Here is a 19810-nt window from a genome sequence, read left to right as displayed (position 1 = left end):
GATATGGTGACATTCGAGCCATCTACAAGAGCCATAGTGGAACAATTGAATATTAAACATGTACTCTCATATAAAACTATGTACGCAAATGTTTGATAGTTTGATTTTTACTGCCGAAGACCGGTTAATGGCAAAGTTGGGTTGTAATGCTTCCCCTGATCTTCTGCAAAAAAAACACTCATGATGCCATCTGGGGCAACAGGCATACAAGATGAAAATGATGGGTGTTCCCATGCATTTTCATATAAAAGATGGGAGGTTAAAGAACAGGGTGAACCCGGGTTATCGCAACGTCTGGCCAGTACGTTCTGATTGGTTTTAAGTCCATCCTGGAAACATCTCCTTGTGGGGTAGTATCGATGGTATCCCCTGCTTATCAATTTCAATTAATTCCAGACACAGACCCATATAAGTGGCCATCTCATCTAAGATCGTTTAGAACACCGCATACGCTTTCACAATCGTCCAAAGTGACGCCGGGGTGTACCGGTAGGCTGAGGACGGTTTGTGCAAGATTTCGTGAAATTGGGCATAATGCCTGATTGTCTGCAAAAACAGGCTGATCAGGAAGAGCGATTGGATAATGGATTGCCGATCCGATCCCCTGATTCTTCAGGTGGGTGATCAGGTCATTCCGTGTGATGGGGCACTCTTCTGTCACCCGGATCACATACTGGTGGTAGACATGCCGGGCACCGGGCATCACCGAGGGGGTGATTATTCCGGGTGCACTGATATGGGTATCATAGTACTGGGCATTCTCAATTCTTCTTGAGGTATATGCATCCAGTTTTTTAAGCTGCACAAGACCAATTGCCGCAGCAATATCTGTCATTCTGTAGTTGTATCCAATGAGGGTATGGAGATACTTCTCACTCTGCCCATGGTTTGTATACAGGCGTGCCCTCCGTGCCAGCTCTGGATCATCTGTAGTGATCATCCCTCCCTCCCCGGCAGTCATGTTCTTTGTCGGGTAGAAAGAGAATGATCCAAATGTTCCAAAACCACCGACTTTTTGCCCCCTGTACTCTGTTCCATGAGCCTGGGCAGCGTCTTCGAAGAGCATGAGTTTGTGGTCGGAACAGATTTCCTGAAGTGCATCAAGATCAAATGGCTGGCCAAAGAGGTGAACCCCCATCACAGCTTTTGTTTTTGCGGTGATCTGCTCACGTACTGAGTTAGGATCGATACCATATGTACTGGGATCGACATCCGCAAAGACCGGTGTTGCTCCACACATTGCAACAGTGCTCGCGGTAGCAAAGAAGGTGAAGGCCGGGATAATTACCTCGTCACCGGGTCCTATACCGGCAGCGAGCATACCTGCGTGAAGTGAGGTGGTGCCGTTTGAGGTTGCAATTGCATATCGTGTACCACAATATCCGGCAAATGCCTCTTCAAATGCAGTCACCTTCGGACCAGATGCAAGCATGCCGGATCGAAGAACTTCTGTTACTGCGCTGATCTCTTCCTCTCCTAGATCCGGTTGTGCAATTGGTATCATCATACCACCGGATGGTTGTTCTTGTCGCCACGCCCGATTCCCTTATAGATGAAACCAGCGTTGATGAAGGAATCGGGGTCAATGACATTGCGCCCATCGACGATCACCGGGTGATCCGCACCCAGAAGCGTTCTGGTGATGAGCGGATCGAGGTGTTTGTATTCAGAATGGCCGGTGAAGATGACGATTGCATCTGCTGCGCGGAGAACTACATTCAGATCAGATTCTATTGGAACACTCGCGTCATCAGCTGCAACAAAGGGGTCATGCACCATCATCCTGGCACCACACCTCTCCATCTCTTCATAAAATGGTTCAGAGGGGGTATTTCGGGCATCGCCTGAATCATTGATAAATGCCCAGCCCAGAAGGGCAATATGTGATCCTGCAACGTCTTTACCTGCCCGTTTGAGTGCATCCCGCGTCAATTGTGCCATATGGGAGGGCATGAAGTCGTTGATTGCACGGGCAACCCCGAAGATCGAATGCTGGCCGTGTGGATACCAGAGCTCTCCACCGAGCATCTGTGCACCCCGTTCAAGATGCCAGGTGTCCTTCGTCAGACAATGGCCACCGACTCCGGCACCGGGCCAGAGTATTGCGCGGGTGATCCCTTCGCCCTTGAGTGAGTCTATGCCTGCACGGACATCGTAGACATTGACGCCCATCGCCTCGCAGTGGAGAGCGAGCTGGTTTGCAGCAGCAATCTGGAGGTCACGGAATGCATTTTCTGCAGTCTTTGTCACCTCGGCAGCAGTTGCTGTCATCGGGATGATTCTGCCGGTTGTCAGCACAGGTGTATAGAGTTCGATTGCGCGCCTGGTACTGGGATCATCGATCCCGCCGACGATCCGGTCATGCTCCCTGATATTCTTCAGGAGCCGACCGACCATCACCCGCTCAGGGGCATGGGCGAGGGCGAAGTCCTTCCCGGCAACAAGCCCGGACTCTTCTTCGAGGATCTCACGGGCCATCCCGATGGTGGTGCCGGGGGTGATGGTTGACTCAAGGACAACAAGCGTTCCCTCGGTGAGGTATCTTCCTGTCTGTCTCAGCCCGTCCTGAAGCGGTCTGAAGTCAGGGATGAGATCTTTTGGATCGGCAAATGGCGTCTGGATAGCGAGGCATACCGCATCGCATTCGGTGATCTTTGAAAAGTCTGCTGTACATTCAAACTTACCTGCCGAGACGACCTTTTGGATCAGTTCCCCTAGCTCCGGCTCATCCTTATCGAGCGGTGACTCGCCACGGTTGATCATCCCGATTTTATAACCCGAGCTTTTCGAATTCCGCTGAAAGCCATAGACCCTCTGGAATTCAGGGGCATCGGCAAAGAGTGCGGCTGCCGGGATGCCGACATACCCCATCCCGATGACGCCGATGGTTTTGATCGGGCCGCGATTATTGATGATTGTTGTGAGTTGGTTTTGGTGGGTTTTTTTGTGATGGTCAGTCATGGTCGTCTCCTCTGATTCATTCTATCGATTGTTATATCTCTCTTATTCTTTGTCAAATGCACTGATAATCCGTCTGATCGCATCAGCGGCGGTGCCATCGCCATAGTGTGCTGAGTGAGTCCTGGAGTGCCCGTTCTGCTGATTTCGCCCATCTCCGGCCATCTGGCTGACTGCTGCAATGATCCGGTTGGTATCGGGACCTGCAAGCATGTTCCAGCCATCCTCGACCGTTTCGACCCACTCGGTATTCTCCCGCAGGGTGATACAGGGGATCTGTAGGATATAGGCCTCCTTCTGGACACCGCCTGAGTCGGTGAGGACAGCGGCAGCATGGGAGAGCACCCGGAGCATATCGAAGTAGGCGAGCGGCTCGATGATCCGGAGATTTGTAATTGACTCTGGATTAATGCCATACTGCTCAAGGAACTTCTGCGTCCTCGGGTGTGCCGGGAATATCACCGGCTGGTCAAGGGCAGCAAATGCCGACATGATCGACCTGAGGTTCTGTTCGTCATCGGTGTTGCTGGCACGGTGGACGGTGGCGAGGTAATATGTACCTGCTTTAAGATCAAGCCGTTCCAGAATATCTGATCGTGCTGCCAGCTCCCGGTTGAAGAGGAGGGCATCGACCATCACATCTCCGACACGATGGACATCCTTTTCAATGCCCTCACGGGCGAGGTTTGCAACCCCGTTTTCAGTTGGGACAAAGAGGAGATCAGATGCATGGTCGGTGAGGACACGGTTGATCTCCTCAGGCATACTACGGTCAAAGCTCCGGAGGCCAGCCTCGACATGGGCGACAGGGATATGGATTTTTGTTGCCGCCAGTGCACCGGCGAGGGTGGAGTTTGTGTCACCATAGACGAGAACCATATCCGGCTCTTCCTTTAGCAGGACTTCTTCAATTGCAGCAAGCATCTGGCCGGTCTGCGCCCCGTGGGAGCCGGATCCGATCCCGAGATGGTAGTCGGGTGTTGGAATGGATAGTTCCTCAAAGAAGATGCCGGACATGTTCTCGTCATAATGCTGGCCGGTATGCACCAGAATCTCCTGATGATCCTTTCTGAGTGCCCGCGAGACCGGCGCACACTTGATGAACTGGGGGCGGGCACCGATGATTGAGATGATCTTCACCGGTTCATCTCCTCCATAACCCCTTCACAGATCCGAAGATTCAGGAGCCCCTGCTCCGGGGTCACCTCAAATGGTCTGCCATCACGGGCTGCCCTGACAAATGCCTGGAGCTCGACCTTCAGTGGCTCGACCTTGTTCACGAGTACCTTCTCGATGATATTCTCCTGCCGGTACAGGCCATTGGTCTGATCATATGTCTCCGGTTTCCGGTACACAAAGATCTCCTGGGTCATGAAGTCGCCCTCAATTGTACGATCCTCTTCCTCGATGTATATCGACCGAATCTTCTTGGCAGATTTCCGGGAGGCAGAGAGGTAAAAAGAGGTGGTATCAATGGATCCAAGGACATGTGCGATATCGCCGTTCCCCCTTGCCGAGAAAGAATACTCCTGATCCGGGAAGAAGGCGTTGAAGAGGATGTCGATGTCATGGATCATCAGATCCTCGACAATTGAGGCATCGGTGATCCGGCCGGATGCGGGGTTGTGCCGGTGGAAGGCGACATACTGGGGGGCAGTTGCGATTCTTCTGATCTCAGGGACGATCGGGTTGAACCGCTCTATATGCCCGATACCAACAACAATCCCATCCGGCATCTCCTGTATCAACTGTTCTGCCTCGGCTGCGGTGGCGCAGATAGGTTTTTCAATTAAGGTATGCACACCGGATGCGATCACCTGTTTTGCTGTCTCAAAGTGAAAACGGGTGGGAACAGCGAGCGAGACGAGATCAACCTTTCGGAGTAGTTCTTCAATTGAAGAACAGACCTCGGCTCCCGTCTGGGCGGCGATAGCCTCCGCACTCTTTGTATCAAGGTCAAAGACATAGGTCGACCCGACCTCCTTCAGTTCACTATAGACCCGGGCATGATTTCTACCCATTACTCCTACTCCGATGACACCAACATCCATCTGAATGCTCCAATTCTTATTCATGTACTATCTGTGTTCATCTTGTAAAACAGCATCTGTATTCCGGGATGTGGGGGATATGTTATTAGGATTATTCGGTTTCTCTCCTCTTTGTGGCAGAATAATTAATAATAACGGGTGCAAAAAGGGTACTATCATGCAGATGGGGTACTTAAAATGTCTAAGGCGATCCGATGATATTCCAGATCTGGATCTGTTAGCTGTTTTTTTTGGTATAAATGGAGTGATCTGACAGATGGATGAGAGACGACGTATTCTCCTCGTATCGACGCAGGATTATATACATCACCCGATCCCATCCCGTCATCATTATATTTTCGAGGATCTGGCAACTCGGCATGATGTTCATGTCCCCCATTTCCATGTCAGTCGTGGGGAAGAGCGGGAGACCCGGCTGAAGGTACATGAAGCAACATTGTTTCCCATCCAAAGCCCTTTGTTTCATTATACTCTCAATGCGCCATATCATTTTAGAGTTCTTGAAAAAATTATTCGGGATGAAGATATTGAGGTTGTTGTTGGTTCGCATGTCCTCGCTGGAACTGCTATGATAAAAGCAGCAAATAAACACAAAATCCCTGTTATAAACGATCTAAAAGATTGGTTCCCGGATTCTGCTGCAGCGTATTATAATAACTCTCTATTAAAGAAGATAATTTATTCAACTGTTTGGAAAATAACGGAATGGAATTTATCAAATAGTACACAAATATCAACAGTTTCACCCGCAATTGTAGATAAACTTGCACAATTCGGATTTGATGCAAAACTTATTACAAATGGTGTTGATACCGATTTGTTTTATCCGCGAGATATAAAACTGTGTAAGAAGGAGATTGGTCTTGATCCTGAGAATTTTACTATTGGGTTTGCTGGCAGTATAGAGTCTTTTTTTGCAATAGATTCATTAATTAAAATGTTGCCGGAGATCAAACAAATTATACCGGAAATCCACCTTCTTATTGTGGGCGGCTCTCTCTTTACGAACTATATCGATGAACTGAAGACACTGACCGCCTCCCTAAACCTAGCTGATATCATCACTTTTACGGGTGTAAAAAGATATGATGAATTGTCATTATACGTAAATGCTATGGATGTATGCACTATACCTTATATATCGGCAAAATGGGGGGCTATAGCACTTCCAAATAAATTCTTTGAATATTCAGCGTGTTCGCGTCCCATCCTCTCTACGCCAATCCCGGGTGTAGAGGCGATTGGGGGTTCGCATCTTCATATCTATCGGAATCAGGCAGAGTTTATTGATTACATTGAGAAGATCTATAATGAGCGGAAGAACTATCTGATCGATTTTTCCCGATTCTCTTGGAAAAGCAAAGCTGTTGAGTTTGAAGGTTTGATCGAAGATGTGCTCTCTGGTGATAAAAGGCTGTGGAAAGAGAACCCATCAAATCGGGGATCTGACTTATAAACCTGAACTCCCGGTGTTTTTAGGCACTGGATCACAATTGAATCCCTCATAATCCACCATTTACTCATTCTCTCTTTGATATGACCTTCACAATCCGCACCCTTTGAAGTGAAATAGTTGATTTAGGACTTTCTACCCGGTCTTCGGCAGTAAAAATCAAACTATCAAACATTTGCGTACATAGTTTTATATAAGAGTACATGTTTAATATTCAATTGTTCCACTATGGCTCTTGTAGATGGCTCGAATGTCACCATATCCCATCTCGGGCTCGTTGCCGGTGTGTATGACTCGCTTGGGATCGGCAATCTCATTGATGAACTCATACCCAAGAAACGGCATCACATCGTCTCCCACGGCACCGCTGTCAAAGCACTTCTTCTCAACTCTCTCGGCTTTGTGGAGCGGCGGCTCTATATCATGCCGGATTACTTCGATGATATCGCAACAGAACGTCTCCTTGGTCCGGGAATCCATCCGGATCATCTCAATGAATCCCTCTTTGGTGAGACGCTGGATGCAATTGCACGGTTTAATCCTACCCACCTTTTCACTGCAATCAGCCTCACCATGATGAAAAAACTCACCTCTGAGCCACCCAAACCTCAGGATTCTCCCCGACTTCATCATGATACAAGCTCGTTTAAGGTAACGGGAGAATATGACAGCGATTTTGGGACACGGCTGATTCAGATTGTCCGTGGCCACTCCAAAGATCACCGAAACGATCTCAACCAATTCGTCATGAACCTGGTCACCAACCAGCATGGGATTCCCGTCTTCATGGAACCCCTCTCCGGGAATGCCTCAGATAAGAAATCCCTTATCAGGTCAATTCAGGCTGTCAGGAATAATCTGGTGACTGATCAACGGATCTACCATATCGCAGATTCAGCGTTTTACACGAAAGTAAATCTCCAGACTCTGGGAACACAGTGTTATTGGATCTCGCATGTCCCAAACACGATCAAAGAGGCAAAAACACTCATTCACCAGGAGGGGATTACCTGGCAACCCTGTGCAGATGAGCGGTATCACTCTTATGAACTCAGTTCTGAATATGCCGGTATCCCTCAGAAATGGGTGCTGTACCATTCACGGGATCAACAAACCCGATCAGAAAAGAAGTTCACATCCCGCATAGAAAAGCAACGGAAAACGGATGAGACCGCTTTGAAGAAGATATTTACCCATGAATAGATAGTATCCGGTCTTCGGCAGTAAAAATCAAACTATCAAACATTTGCGTACATAGTTTTATATGAGAGTACATGTTTAATATTCAATTGTTCCACTATGGCTCTTGTAGATGGCTCGAATGTCACCATATCCCATCTTGGGCTCGTTGCCGGTGTGTATGACTCGCTTGGGATTGGCGATCTCATTGACGAACTCATACCCAAGAAACGGCATCATATCGTCTCCCATGGCACCGCTGTCAAAGCACTTCTCCTCAACTCTCTCGGCTTTGTGGAGCGGCGGCTCTATATCATGCCGGATTACTTCGATGATATCGCAACAGAACGTCTCCTTGGTCCGGGAATCCATCCGGATCATCTCAATGAATCCCTCTTTGGTGAGACGCTGGATGCAATCGCACGTTTTAATCCTACCCACCTTTTCACTGCAATCAGCCTCACCATGATGAAAAAACTCACCTCTGAGCCGCCCAAACCTCAGGATTCTCCCCGACTTCATCATGATACAAGCTCGTTTAAGGTAACGGGAGAATATGACAGCGATTTTGGGACACGGCTGATTCAAATCGTCCGTGGCCACTCAAAGGATCACCGAAACGATCTCAACCAGTTCGTTATGAACATGGTCACCAACCAGCATGGGATTCCCGTCTTCATGGAACCCCTCTCCGGGAATGCCTCAGATAAGAAATCCCTTATCAGGTCAATTCAGGCTGTCAGGAATAATCTGGTGACTGATCAACGGATCTACCATATCGCAGATTCAGCGTTTTACACGAAAGTAAATCTCCAGACTCTGGGAACACAGTGTTATTGGATCTCGCATGTCCCAAACACGATCAAAGAGGCAAAAACACTCATTCACCAGGAGGGGATTACCTGGCAACCCTGTGCAGATGAGCGGTATCACTCTTATGAACTCAGTTCTGAATATGCCGGTATCCCTCAGAAATGGGTGCTGTACCATTCACGGGATCAACAAACCCGATCAGAAAAGAAGTTCACATCCCGCATAGAAAAGCAACGGAAAACGGATGAGACCGCTTTGAAGAAGATATTTACCCATGAATATGCCTGTGAAACAGACGCACGTGCAGAACTTGACCGATGGATGAGAAAACATCCTCGCTACGTTCCAGTAAACATTCTAGTGACAATGAAGAACCATCGTGTGAATGGGAGAAAGGGTCGGCCAAAAAATGGAGAAGAGTTGCAGGAGGTCTTCCTCATCTCGTGTAAGCTGATGTTGATTGATGAAGAGATACGGCGGGAGAAAGAGCGGCTTGGGCGGTTCATTCTCGCCACAAACGATTGTGATTTGGATCCTGATACACTTCTTGACTGGTATAAGGAGCAGGGTGCCGTTGAACGCGGATTTCGGTTTTTGAAAGATAACAGCTTCCATATCTCCGAAATCTACCTTAAAAACCCAAATCGAGTGGCCGCGGTCTCGATGCTGATGGTACTCAGTCTGATGGTATACACGGTTACCCAGTGGCAGATCCGGGAGATCCTTAAGCAACAGAAGAAGACGGTTCGTGATGTCAAGAAGCAGACCGACAAACCGACGACAAAACGGATCTATCATCTGTTCAGGCGGGTTCGGCAGATCGAAGAAGTGACTGATACAGGAGTTGAATGCCGTATTCTCAATTATACGGATGAATTACAGGATATAACGCGGCTGTTCGGGCCGGGTGTCAATGGCGGTGGAAAAATATTATGCGTGAAAAATTAGCTGCCGAATATGGGTTAGATCACGGTAGTGGATGCTGTGACCGGTGAATGAAGCCAAAGTGGCAAACTTAGGTTGTAGCTGATAAGAGCTTGAAGCAAATTATTGATGTCGATACCTCTTGTCTTGTGTTTCCCGAAAATAGAGGAGAAATTCAGGGTTTCATACAGCCTTTCAACGAGGAAAAGGGTGCCGATAGGAAAGGATATATTCTCATTCGGCTCTATCTGATTAGTTCTTAGTTTTGTTTGCATTTTGGTCGATCAAACATCACTAAGAACACACTTATTTCTTGTTAATGGCAAAGTTGGGTTTAAGGGTTGAGGATTGTGAAAATAGAATTGTTTTCTCGATTAACTGTAGCTCCATTAACTCACTATAATCTAGGTTTTCTTTAAAGAGTTCATAATTTGTATAAATTACATTGCCTGTTAATTTATCTCGAATTTGTTTAATCAAGATTTCTTTGCGATCGTTATAGAAAGTATAAATAAAACATATGCGAAGGCAATTGATTAACAATTGGATTGGGTTACGAATACCTTTGTGGCGCATCAGACGCTCGACTAAATCTGCACCAATTTTTATACTCTCCTCTTTTGAAACATTTGTATTTGCACAGATATGATCAGGAAGATTACTTTTTAGTCGATTGAATGATTTCCACGTCATATAGTTAACATGAAGATAATCTTTTAGGAGGGTTATGGGATTAAATATAATTAAGGAGCCAGATATTTTATTTTTTATTGATTCACTACCACGATTTACATCCCACTGTGATTCAGAGGAACTATCATTGATATTCATTATGTTTGGCATAATATATATCTTTGAATATAATAAAACAAGAGTATAATAGTAATATTCGAAAAATGAACCATAATTAGTTCCAGGCTCAACAATAAAACCGCTTTCAAGCATATATTTAAATATCTTTCGAAGGAATTGGGTATCATGCACACCATAATAAGTACTTGTCGGACTTAAGAAAAAATCTAAGACTCTTTTGTGAGGTGTATTATCATCAAAAGATAGGTATCCTTTTGTACTTGAAAAACGGATAATTTTTTGGTTTTCATCATAATTAAAACCAGTGCTAGGACCACAAGCAACAAAATACTCTTTGTGAGATGATAAAAAGGTAATTGCTTTTATGGTCCCCCCCAGCAAAAAAAAATCATCATCTGCACAAAGCTTTACATATGGTGTTGATACTTTTTTTACCGCACCAACAAGCTTATAAAAAAAAATATTTGATTCATACGGCAAATATTGTACCTTAATAGTGCGGCAGGAATTACAAATATTAATGTTCTTTTCTTTATTATTATCAGAACTTGAATCTGCTATAATAAATGATAGATGTACACCGATTTGATCATAATGTTGAAGTAGACGCTGTAAATAATATGGACGATTATATGTTAATACTATAAATGTTATATCCTTTGCCTTTGAGATATCATTACAAAAAATATTTTCAAACTCCGTTAATATTTTATTTTCCATCAATATTTCCTCTTCAAATACCCACCCGGAGCAACCGTAATCAACAACTTATTCTCAATCATCTCATCAATCTCAAACTCATCATGATCCTTCAAATATTCCCACACCGCGGTCTTTGGATTATTTCCCTTACCCCAGGGACGATCCGGAAATGAGCCCTCCGGCATATCTTCAATGAGCGTATCAAAGACAACACAATAGCTCCCAACGCTGGTTAACGGAGCATACGCGCGAAGCTCCTTCAACACATGCTCATGAGTATGGTTTGAATCCAGGCAGACGAGAATGGTCCGGTGTTCCCTCGCCTTCTGATGCACCTGTGCAATCACATCTTCCTCAGTGCTGTCTCCCTCGATCATGGTGATACGGCGGGACAATGGATGCTCTTCAATTGCCTTGCGGTTATGTGGACGTATCTCAATGTCGAGTCCGAGCACCTCCGCATCCGCAGGACCACCACAGAGCGCGTTTAACTCCAGCATAGATGCCGAGAAGATAAGAGAGCCCCCATGGGCGATTCCCGTTTCTATGATCAGATCGGGTTTCACCTGCCAGATGATCTCCTGCATGGCGACAATGTCCTGAGGATATTGGATGATAGGGCGACCCAGCCAGGAGAAGTTGTATGAATATTTTGGTAAGGTTGATGCACATATAAAATTCGTGGCGATTTGTTTTAAAACCTCATTCTGACTATTAGCCTCAATACGATTCAACACTTCTTCAGAAAAATTATTTATATCTCTCATAAATATCAAAGCCCAAATATGTTAATCTTTAATATATAATTTAAACTTTTCATCTGACCCCCAAAAAGCCATGGGTTCATATTGATGATACGGATAGTATCCTAGATTTAGTTGAATTAACCTTCTTCTTGATTTGATACGTCTTTCTACTAAACATCGAATAGATATGGGGTTGCCGCTACATATATTTGTAATACCTTCACATCTGGGATTTTTAAGCAATTTAACGAGCTTTTTTGCCACATCCTGAACAGAGAGATAATCACGCAATTGTTCCCCACCGGACATGTTAAAAACTTCATCTCCATTATCTAATGCCTGATCGAGTTGGGCCAATATACTCTTTGGGTTCTGTCCTTCTCCAAACATGTAAAAAAGACGTGCCCATTGTAAAATAAATGGTTCTTGTTGTTGGAGAGCTTGTAGATATCTTCGTAAACTATCTTTTGCAAGCGCATATGGATTTTCAGGTCGGGCATCTAAATCTTCAGATAAACAACCATTTTTCATACCATATTCAAAGCACGTCCCAGTTACAAGAATCTGTTTATACCCATTTAATACCAGATTTTTTAAAAATGTACAATCTGCAGGCAGATTCTTTTCAAAGTGATACAATTCATTATAATGAGGTAATCCGGACCATGCAAGGTGGATCACCGCGTCAGATAGTCCGAATGTTTCAATTGGATCTAAATCAGATTGGTGAATATCACAAGCGATAAATGAGACCGAATTATACCAATCCATACGCTTTGCTTTCTCTATATCACGGCCAACCGCAGTAACAGTATGCCCATTTTCAATTAGCTGACGCACAACGTGTTGACCAATGAAACCAGTTGCACCAGTTACAAGAACTCTCATGGAAGCGCCTTCAAAGATGGAATCGCTAGAACAAACTTCCCCCCCCACTCACGAATGCCTGCAAGCTGTTTCATAATCTCTGTCTTTAAATTCCATGGAAAGATTATGACATAATCCGGTTTATCATTAAATATTCTTTGCGAATCAACAATTGGAATTCTTGATCCTGGAAGATAAAAGCCCTGCTTATATGGTGAGGCATCTGCTACATATTCGATAAGACTCGTTCCCTTTACTCCGCAATAATTCAGCAGCGTATTACCCTTTGCTGCTGCACCATATCCCACAACTCGTTTGCCTTCTGTCCTTTTTTCTATCAAGAACTGCAAAAAGCTATCCCGAATTTGATCGATCTTACCTTGAAATGCAAGATATGTCGTTTCATCAAAAAGACCTGCTGCCTGCTCTTCTTTGATAATCAGATCAACAGATTGTTCAGTGGGGTGGGACGCATCTTCTGTATGGCACGCATAGATTCTCAATGAGCCTCCATGAGTATTGAGTTTTTCAACATCATAGATTCTCAAGCCATGTTTCATAAAGATCGACTTGACTGTTGCCAATGAAAGATAGAAATAATGCTCATGGTAGATGGTATCAAACTGCGTATCGCGGATGATTTCCATAAGATGGGGGAACTCCATGGTGACAGTACCGTGTGGGGATAATATAATGGCAAGACCTGCCACGAAATTATTAATATCAGGGACATGAGCAAGGACATTATTCCCGATTATCAGATCCTGTTGCCCTCTATTGCGAGCTAATTCTTTTGCAGAATATGCATTAAAAAAATCAGTTATTGTCTCAATACCTTTCACCTCTGCTTCTTTTGCAGGTCCTTTCGCAGGATCTATGCCAAAAAAGGGAATTTTAAGGCTTTTAAAATACTGGAGGAGATAGCCATCATTAGAGGCAATCTCCATGACTTTTGAGCTGGTAGTCAGACCGAGTAAAGGTACAATTTTATTAACGTATTCTTCAGCATGCTTAAGCCAGAGAGAGGAATATGAACTATAATACCTATATTCTTCTCCAAATATTTCATGTGATTTTTGATAGTCCTCGGTCTGCATTAGCCAGCAGTTGGTACAGACATATACACAGAGAGGATAGTAAATTTCCGAGACATCGAGTTCAGCAGCCGAGAGATAGGAATTAGACATTGGAGCGCTGACGAGATCACAGACTACCAGGCTAAGACCCTCACCACAATTACGACATTTCATATAACCACTCCCTGAAAACCCTCAGATATTAATAGATGAACTCTATCCCTCTCAGATATGTCATTTGGCTCAAGCGGCCACTCAATGCCAAGTGCAGAATCTGAATACCGCAACCCACCCTCATGATCTCTGGAATAAAACTCAGTATGTAAATAAAGCATCTCCGAGGATTCTTCCAACACCTGGAATCCATGTGCAAATCCTTCCGGAACGCAAAGCATCTTCATAATATCTCCAGTTAGTTCGATGCCAAACCATTGAAGAAAGGTGGGCGAGTCTCTTCGGATGTCGACTATGACATCATATACAGCACCACGAATACAGCGTATAAGCTTCATCTCCGCTTTCGGTGGGTACTGAAAGTGAAGACCCCGGATTGCCCCTTTCTGATCAGTTCTGGAGAAATTTACATTCACAATATGTCTATTCCCGATGATTTCAGCAAGCTCATCTTCGCAAAAAAAACGGGCAAAAGCTCCTCGATGGTCGATAAAGGGTTCAGAATCTATTACTGCCGCACCATCCAAGGGGATTTTTTCAATTATCATGATTAAACTTCCATATAGGCATCAATATCCGCTAAGCATACCTCTTGCATGGATTCCACATCTCCCTGATAATACGCCTTATACCACCCAGCCGTCCGCCTTACCGCCTCATGGAGATCCCACCTCGGCCTCCATTGTAACTGGTGGATTGCCTTATCAATTGCTAATCGTAACACCGAAGCCTCATGAGGCGCGTGATTCTGGTGAAAATGCGTCCATGATGCTCCAGAACCCCATTCCTTACAGAAGATATCCATCAGTTCCGAGACCGGACATTCATCATTACTGAGCGGGCCGAAGTTCCACGCAGATGACAGACCCGGCTCCTTCGTCTCAGTCATCCTGGCTGCTAGTGTCAGGTAGCCGGATAATGGCTCGAGCACATGCTGCCAGGGCCGGACTGCATGAGGATTACGAACATGAACTGCCTTTCCTTCAGATAAAGCCCGCACCGCATCCGGGATGATCCTATCTGCTGCCCAGTCACCTCCACCGATAACATTGCCTGCACGCACTGTGGCAACATGCACTCTATGATCATCCATACGTTCCTTAGGGAAGAAAGAACGCCGGTATGAAGAGATCGCAATTTCCGCAGCGGCCTTGCTTGCACTATAGGGATCATGCCCTCCAAGAGGATCGCACTCACGATATCCCCATGTCTGGCTGGAATTCTCATAACACTTATCACTGGTCACCATGACAACAGAACATGGTTGTTCACGTTCGCGGAGAGCATTAAGAACATTCAGGGAGCCGATGACATTGGTCTGAAACGTACTGATTGGATGCTCATAGCTCAACCTCACCAAGGGTTGAGCCGCAAGGTGAAAAACGAAATCAGGATCAGCTTGCCTGATAGCGGTTTTTAATGAACCCACATCTAAAATATCAGCGGTTGTTTCCCCGGAAAGAAGATTACTTACTGAAGAGACCGAATAATTATTTGGTGTGGTATCCGGAGATAGCGAGTACCCATATACCTCAGCACCTAGCTTTGAAAGCCATAAAGAGAGCCACGATCCCTTAAAGCCGGTATGACCGGTAACAATTACTCTCGAGTTTCGGTACTGTGAAAATGGTGATTTCATATTTATCTCTCATCCCATACTTTCCATCGGGCCTGCCCTTCATTCCATAACTGGTTCAGTTGCTGCATATCCCTTTGTGTATCCATGCACTTCCAGAAGTCCGTATGCCTGTATGTATATAACTCTCCATCATAGCTTAATTTTTCTAGCGGCTCACGCTCAAATATGGTGTTATCTCCACTCTTTAGATAATCGAACACTCCTGGCTCACAGACAAAAAAACCGGCATTAATCCATGTGCCATCACCAGGAGGCTTTTCAATAAATTTTTCGATCCGACCCGTTTCATCAGAAGATATAGATCCAAATCGCCCTTCAGGCTGCACTGAGGTTACTGTTGCCATATGACCATGTGATTGGTGGCATTCGATAAGTTTTTGAATATCCACGTTTGCAACGCCATCACCATATGTCAGCATAAATGGCTCATCGCCAACATAATCACGTGCTCTGAGGATGCGCCCTCCCGTCATGGTGTTCAGGCCGGTGTCAACCAGCGTTACGACCCACGGTTCGGAATTGTTAGTGTGAACCCTGATAGAATTTGTTGATAGATCGATGGTCACATCACTCTGATGCAGGAAATAGTTTGCAAAAAATTCTTTTATGATATACCCCTTATACCCAAGGAGTATCACAAACTCGTTGAAGCCATAGTGTGAATACAGCTTCATGATGTGCCAGAGGATCGGGCGCCCACCAACCTCAAGCATTGGCTTTGGAATTGTTTGTGTTTCTTCGGCAAGCCGTGTGCCAAATCCACCCGCGAGGATAAGGGTTTTCATGAGGATTCACTCAGTAGTACATTGTATGTTCTCATCCACTCTTTAAAGAGCCGTCCTTTTTCCGCTATGCCATCCATCTCCTTTATTCTCATTCCACTCTCATACAACTCCCAGTACTTTCCCTTCATCTCCAGCAACTCCTCATACCCATGCTCTCCACAATCCTCTCCGATCACTCCTTACTACCCTCACACACATCCTGACCCTCCTTCTCCTCTTGCCCCAGATACAACCGATAATACTCCCCCTGCCGCTCCAACAATTCCTTATGACTCCCGCTTTCCACAATTCTCCCTGCCTTTAGAACATGTATTACATGCGCATCCTGGATTGTCGACAGCCGGTGGGCGATCGTGATCACCGTCATATTCTCAGAAAGCCGCTTCACCGACTCGATGATCCGCTTCTCGGAGATATTATCAAGTGAACTCGTCGCCTCATCCAGCAGCAGGATCTCAGGATTCCGAAGAATTATCCGGGCAATTGCCACCCGCTGCCGTTGCCCCCCGGAGAGTTTCATCCCCCGGTCGCCTAGGATGGTGTCATAGCCATGATCGGTTCGCAAGATGAAGTCATGGGCATCAGCACGCCTAGCCGCCTCGGTGATCTCGTCATCCGTACTGTCGAGACCAAAACGGATATTCTCCCTGATCGAATCATTGTAGATGAAGGTCTCCTGACCGATATACCCGACTGACCGGAGATAACTGACCTGATCAAACTCGTTGATATCCACCCCATCTATCACAATCCTGCCAGAACCTGGAGAGTAAAGAAGAGCGAGGAGGTTGGCAATCGTCGTCTTGCCGGATCCAGAGTCCCCGACGATAGCAACTGAGGTATTCTTTTGAATTGTAAACGAGAGATCTTGAATTGTATCCCCGGCCGCATCCTGGTACCGAAATGTTACCCCTTCAAACGCAATTGATCGATTAAAAATGAGAGGAAATCTGCCACCCTGTTCCTTCTTCGTTTCACGCTCACTTACTTCGCGGCTCAGCTCGGTGTATATAAGCTCAAGCGCTGGGAGATTCTGGACCATTGAAGTGAGATTGCTCTGCGCGGCACTTGCTGTTGGGACCAAGCGGTACATTGCAAGCATAAATGTCCCAAATAGCCCAATATAAGAGAGAAAATCCCCTCCTGTTAAGATATAGAGTGCAAGCGCACCAATCGCAATCAACGAGAACATCAGGAAATCATTGATAATTGATGGGAGTTGACCAAGAGCATGGACAAAGGTGTATGCCTGCTTCAGCTTCACCACGGCAGCATTATATTTTTCTGCCCAGAAGGGATGTGATCCAGTGATAAAAATAGTCTTGATCCCAGAGATGAACTCCTGATATATAACGGATTTCTGCATAAGTGCACTATTCAATATTGAACTGTTTCGGTAGACACGAGTGAAGAGCTGCCGCCTGATAAGATATGCATAGATCACCCCGAATACCACAAGAGCCAATGCAAGCCAGAAGGAAAGGTACACGATAAAAAGAAAGTATAGTAATGCCATTAAAGAGTTCTTGATGAATTCCATGAAACTGTTAGCGGCACTTCCACCCTCTGTCACTGCCCCCTGTCCGATATAGAGGAGATCACCCTGTTTCTTTGCCGAAAAGTAGCTGTAATCATTGCCTATCAGGCGATAGAAGATCCGTTGGTCAAGCGAATCACGGACCGTTGCAAAGACATATGCTCCTGAGTAGGCAACAATCCCATAGTAACCGGCAATGAATGCATTTGTTAAAAGCAGCAACAGTGCCGAGGCGAGGAATGGATGGACCGATGCCGGCAGTATCAAATCAAAGAACGTGTCAAGCAACCGATGTTGATTCTCAACATCAAGCCCGTAATTTATGATCGGGTAAACAAGCGAGATCCGGAATACTTCCAGTCCCGCCAGTACGATGACCGCGAGAAGATACAGTGCAAGCATCATCTTAAATGGGCTGAAGAGATAGTAGAGAATTTGAACTGCGTTTCTGATGACTGACACGTATGATCCTCCATTGGTTCTTCAGTTTTTGACGGACAGACGTATCTAGTTATCTCTACAATGTCACATTAACTCCGAGCCCATCAAAACAACACCCCTCCTGATTTGATGGGATGAAATTCTGGGTCATTTGTTCCGTCAGATCTCCATAATGGGCCCTGAATATATCACTCAACTGCTCAATATCCCTGCCCTTGTCTTGAACAGCGATACGGTTCCACTGCCAGATTACCCAAAAACCCATTGAAAAGACAAAGCTATCGCTCTCTTTATTCCCCTCTCACCAAGGGGTTTGCCTCTTCTGACTGCAGGAATCAGTCCTCAGAATAACGTACTCAGGTGTGTCGGGTTCTTCACCCCGGCACGCAACCCCGTCAGGAGGAGCATTTGATAAACAACAAAGTTGAGGATTATATAGAGTTCCCGGCTTTCATGCTGAATCCTCCTGAGGTGAAAGGTAACTGATGCCTTCATCCGGGCATGTACCCGTTCACACTCACCACGGCTTCGCATGATTGCTGAGAATTCAGGGTCGAGAAGATTCTTGTTTCGGAAATGCATCCCGACCTGTTCCACTCTTCCGTTCTGGAAGAGGAATCTCAACTGTTGAGCCAGGGGAGCGTGGATATCTCCCCCTGCTCTCCAGAGCTTGTTGACCCAGTGTCTGATTCTCTCAACATTTCCTTCATTCTGGAGAACTGCTCCTTCCCGGATATCGATACAGGGTCGGGCATTCAGATGATACCAAACCTGAGCATGTGCTTCAAATGAGTCATATCCTGCATCAAGCAGCACATTGATGAGCCGTGGATTCAATGTCTTCACCCGTTTAAGAAGAGGTAGAAGATGAGATGGATCAGCATCGGTTCCATACGAATAGACCATTGCAAGAGGGTATGGTCCCAGATGGAAGATATGCGCTTTATCCATCTTCACCGAGTAGTGCGGATGAAACGGAGCATATTTGTCGTACCGGGAAGCTTCAATCGGAGTTGAATCAATGATACCTACCATCTCATTCTGTGCCCAGAGAAGGATTGCCTCGCCGACAAGGTGCATGAGCCGTTTCATCCCCTTGACTCCGAGACGGTATTTCACGAAGTAGTGGAGTGTTGCTGAATTGGGTATGATGTACCCATCTTCGCCCAACTCTGCCCCAAGATGAAAACAATCCTCGTCTGTCAGGAGAAGAATTGTCCGGGCATAGGATTGTTTCCTGAAACACTTGATGATAAGGAGTTTCAGCAGGAGATGAACCGGATAACGGAATCTGGTGCTTCCTGTGGGGTAGTATTCTCGTTCAATGGTCTGTGCAATTGTGTGCAGATGCGATGAACTCAGGAATTCTGAGATAGAGGTTCCCTGTTCAATCTCTTTAATTCGACCTGCTTTTTCCGAGAACTCAATGCTGGAGTCCATGAGCCAGTCGTACGCTGAGTATATAAACCTGACTGAAAACCCCTCTTAGGGGCGCAAAAAAGGTGAGAGGACCAGGAAAAATGAGGGAAATAACGTATAAATTGATGGGATTTTTCAGAGGAGCGCAGAATGACGGAAAAATGGGGAGGTTTTATAAGTCAGATCGGTGGTTTGATGGGCTCACTCCGAGACCATCAAAACAATACTCCTCC

The 19810-nt window shown here is 45.7% G+C and carries 16 protein-coding genes and 1 pseudogene; 3 read left to right on the top strand and 14 right to left on the bottom strand.

Annotation, left to right across the window (positions count from 1 at the left end; genetic code table 11):
* Positions 1-421: 421 nt before the first annotated feature.
* From ACYUBO_RS08735 to ACYUBO_RS08720, 4 genes are read right to left on the bottom strand one after another with little or no spacing between them, the layout of a single operon-like run.
* Entirely contained in the window at positions 422-1507 is a 1086-nt protein-coding gene (locus tag ACYUBO_RS08735) for a DegT/DnrJ/EryC1/StrS family aminotransferase (protein WP_460373665.1), read from the bottom strand.
* Positions 1504-2961, bottom strand: a complete 1458-nt coding sequence (locus ACYUBO_RS08730) for a nucleotide sugar dehydrogenase (RefSeq protein WP_460373663.1) — start codon at positions 2959-2961, stop codon at positions 1504-1506. Before ACYUBO_RS08730 ends, ACYUBO_RS08735 begins: the two co-directional genes overlap by 4 nt.
* A gap of 42 nt (positions 2962-3003) precedes the next feature.
* Entirely contained in the window at positions 3004-4098 is a 1095-nt protein-coding gene (wecB, locus tag ACYUBO_RS08725) for a non-hydrolyzing UDP-N-acetylglucosamine 2-epimerase (protein ID WP_460373661.1), read from the bottom strand.
* Positions 4095-5033, bottom strand: coding sequence for a Gfo/Idh/MocA family oxidoreductase (locus tag ACYUBO_RS08720; protein ID WP_460373659.1), 939 nt, complete (start codon positions 5031-5033; stop codon positions 4095-4097). The genes wecB and ACYUBO_RS08720 overlap by 4 nt, the downstream gene beginning before the upstream one ends.
* A gap of 232 nt (positions 5034-5265) precedes the next feature.
* Here ACYUBO_RS08720 and ACYUBO_RS08715 point away from each other — a divergent pair, with 232 nt between their 5' ends.
* The 3 genes and pseudogenes from ACYUBO_RS08715 to ACYUBO_RS08705 all read left to right on the top strand — a co-directional run bounded on the left by ACYUBO_RS08715 (position 5266) and on the right by ACYUBO_RS08705 (position 9402).
* Positions 5266-6465 carry a glycosyltransferase gene (locus ACYUBO_RS08715; protein ID WP_460373657.1) on the top strand — a complete coding sequence of 400 codons (1200 nt, stop codon included), beginning with the start codon at positions 5266-5268 and terminating at the stop codon, positions 6463-6465.
* 225 nt (positions 6466-6690) lie between these two features.
* A pseudogene (locus ACYUBO_RS08710) lies at positions 6691-7662 on the top strand (IS1634 family transposase); the annotation flags it as partial.
* Between the two features lie 99 nt (positions 7663-7761).
* Positions 7762-9402, top strand: a complete 1641-nt coding sequence (locus ACYUBO_RS08705; protein WP_460373655.1) for an IS1634 family transposase — start codon at positions 7762-7764, stop codon at positions 9400-9402.
* Between the two features lie 282 nt (positions 9403-9684).
* Here the strand turns inward: ACYUBO_RS08705 and ACYUBO_RS08700 are convergent, their stop codons facing one another.
* From ACYUBO_RS08700 to ACYUBO_RS08655, 10 genes are all read right to left on the bottom strand, one after another.
* On the bottom strand, positions 9685-10911 hold the full coding sequence (locus ACYUBO_RS08700) for a TIGR00180 family glycosyltransferase (protein WP_460373653.1): 1227 nt from the start codon (positions 10909-10911) through the stop codon (positions 9685-9687).
* Positions 10911-11567, bottom strand: a complete 657-nt coding sequence (locus tag ACYUBO_RS08695) for a cephalosporin hydroxylase family protein (protein WP_460373667.1) — start codon at positions 11565-11567, stop codon at positions 10911-10913. The genes ACYUBO_RS08700 and ACYUBO_RS08695 overlap by 1 nt, the downstream gene beginning before the upstream one ends.
* Positions 11568-11681: 114 nt before the next feature.
* On the bottom strand, positions 11682-12527 hold the full coding sequence (locus ACYUBO_RS08690) for an NAD-dependent epimerase/dehydratase family protein (protein WP_460373651.1): 846 nt from the start codon (positions 12525-12527) through the stop codon (positions 11682-11684).
* Positions 12524-13756, bottom strand: a complete 1233-nt coding sequence (locus tag ACYUBO_RS08685) for a methyltransferase domain-containing protein (protein WP_460373649.1) — start codon at positions 13754-13756, stop codon at positions 12524-12526. Before ACYUBO_RS08685 ends, ACYUBO_RS08690 begins: the two co-directional genes overlap by 4 nt.
* Entirely contained in the window at positions 13753-14304 is a 552-nt protein-coding gene (locus ACYUBO_RS08680; protein ID WP_460373647.1) for a dTDP-4-dehydrorhamnose 3,5-epimerase family protein, read from the bottom strand. The genes ACYUBO_RS08685 and ACYUBO_RS08680 overlap by 4 nt, the downstream gene beginning before the upstream one ends.
* A gap of 2 nt (positions 14305-14306) precedes the next feature.
* Positions 14307-15395, bottom strand: a complete 1089-nt coding sequence (rfbG, locus tag ACYUBO_RS08675; RefSeq protein WP_460373645.1) for a CDP-glucose 4,6-dehydratase — start codon at positions 15393-15395, stop codon at positions 14307-14309.
* Between the two features lie 2 nt (positions 15396-15397).
* Entirely contained in the window at positions 15398-16180 is a 783-nt protein-coding gene (rfbF, locus tag ACYUBO_RS08670) for a glucose-1-phosphate cytidylyltransferase (protein WP_460373643.1), read from the bottom strand.
* Complete coding sequence (locus tag ACYUBO_RS08665) at positions 16177-16356, bottom strand: hypothetical protein (RefSeq protein WP_460373641.1); 180 nt, start codon at positions 16354-16356, stop codon at positions 16177-16179. The genes rfbF and ACYUBO_RS08665 overlap by 4 nt, the downstream gene beginning before the upstream one ends.
* On the bottom strand, positions 16353-18179 hold the full coding sequence (locus tag ACYUBO_RS08660; RefSeq protein ID WP_460373639.1) for an ABC transporter ATP-binding protein: 1827 nt from the start codon (positions 18177-18179) through the stop codon (positions 16353-16355). The genes ACYUBO_RS08665 and ACYUBO_RS08660 overlap by 4 nt, the downstream gene beginning before the upstream one ends.
* 321 nt (positions 18180-18500) lie before the next feature.
* Positions 18501-19598 (bottom strand): transposase, encoded by a 1098-nt coding sequence (locus ACYUBO_RS08655; RefSeq protein WP_460371484.1) that lies wholly within the window; start codon positions 19596-19598, stop codon positions 18501-18503.
* Positions 19599-19810: the final 212 nt, after the last annotated feature.

This window comes from Methanocalculus sp. MC3 (genome assembly GCF_054767395.1).
The sequence above is the reverse complement of the archived record's forward strand: the minus strand, read 5'-3'. Positions and strand labels throughout refer to the sequence as shown.

What these genes read in the sequence shown, in the direction of transcription:
- ACYUBO_RS08735 (WP_460373665.1), bottom strand. Translation starts at nt 1,507, where the DNA reads ATGATGATACCAATTGCACAACCGGATCTAGGAGAGGAAGAGATCAGC.
- ACYUBO_RS08730 (WP_460373663.1), bottom strand. Translation starts at nt 2,961, where the DNA reads ATGACTGACCATCACAAAAAAACCCACCAAAACCAACTCACAACAATC.
- ACYUBO_RS08720 (WP_460373659.1), bottom strand. Translation starts at nt 5,033, where the DNA reads ATGAATAAGAATTGGAGCATTCAGATGGATGTTGGTGTCATCGGAGTA.
- ACYUBO_RS08715 (WP_460373657.1), top strand. Translation starts at nt 5,266, where the DNA reads ATGGATGAGAGACGACGTATTCTCCTCGTATCGACGCAGGATTATATA.
- ACYUBO_RS08705 (WP_460373655.1), top strand. Translation starts at nt 7,762, where the DNA reads ATGGCTCTTGTAGATGGCTCGAATGTCACCATATCCCATCTTGGGCTC.
- ACYUBO_RS08700 (WP_460373653.1), bottom strand. Translation starts at nt 10,911, where the DNA reads ATGGAAAATAAAATATTAACGGAGTTTGAAAATATTTTTTGTAATGAT.
- ACYUBO_RS08690 (WP_460373651.1), bottom strand. Translation starts at nt 12,527, where the DNA reads ATGAGAGTTCTTGTAACTGGTGCAACTGGTTTCATTGGTCAACACGTT.
- ACYUBO_RS08685 (WP_460373649.1), bottom strand. Translation starts at nt 13,756, where the DNA reads ATGAAATGTCGTAATTGTGGTGAGGGTCTTAGCCTGGTAGTCTGTGAT.
- ACYUBO_RS08680 (WP_460373647.1), bottom strand. Translation starts at nt 14,304, where the DNA reads ATGATAATTGAAAAAATCCCCTTGGATGGTGCGGCAGTAATAGATTCT.
- rfbG (WP_460373645.1), bottom strand. Translation starts at nt 15,395, where the DNA reads ATGAAATCACCATTTTCACAGTACCGAAACTCGAGAGTAATTGTTACC.
- rfbF (WP_460373643.1), bottom strand. Translation starts at nt 16,180, where the DNA reads ATGAAAACCCTTATCCTCGCGGGTGGATTTGGCACACGGCTTGCCGAA.
- ACYUBO_RS08655 (WP_460371484.1), bottom strand. Translation starts at nt 19,598, where the DNA reads ATGGACTCCAGCATTGAGTTCTCGGAAAAAGCAGGTCGAATTAAAGAG.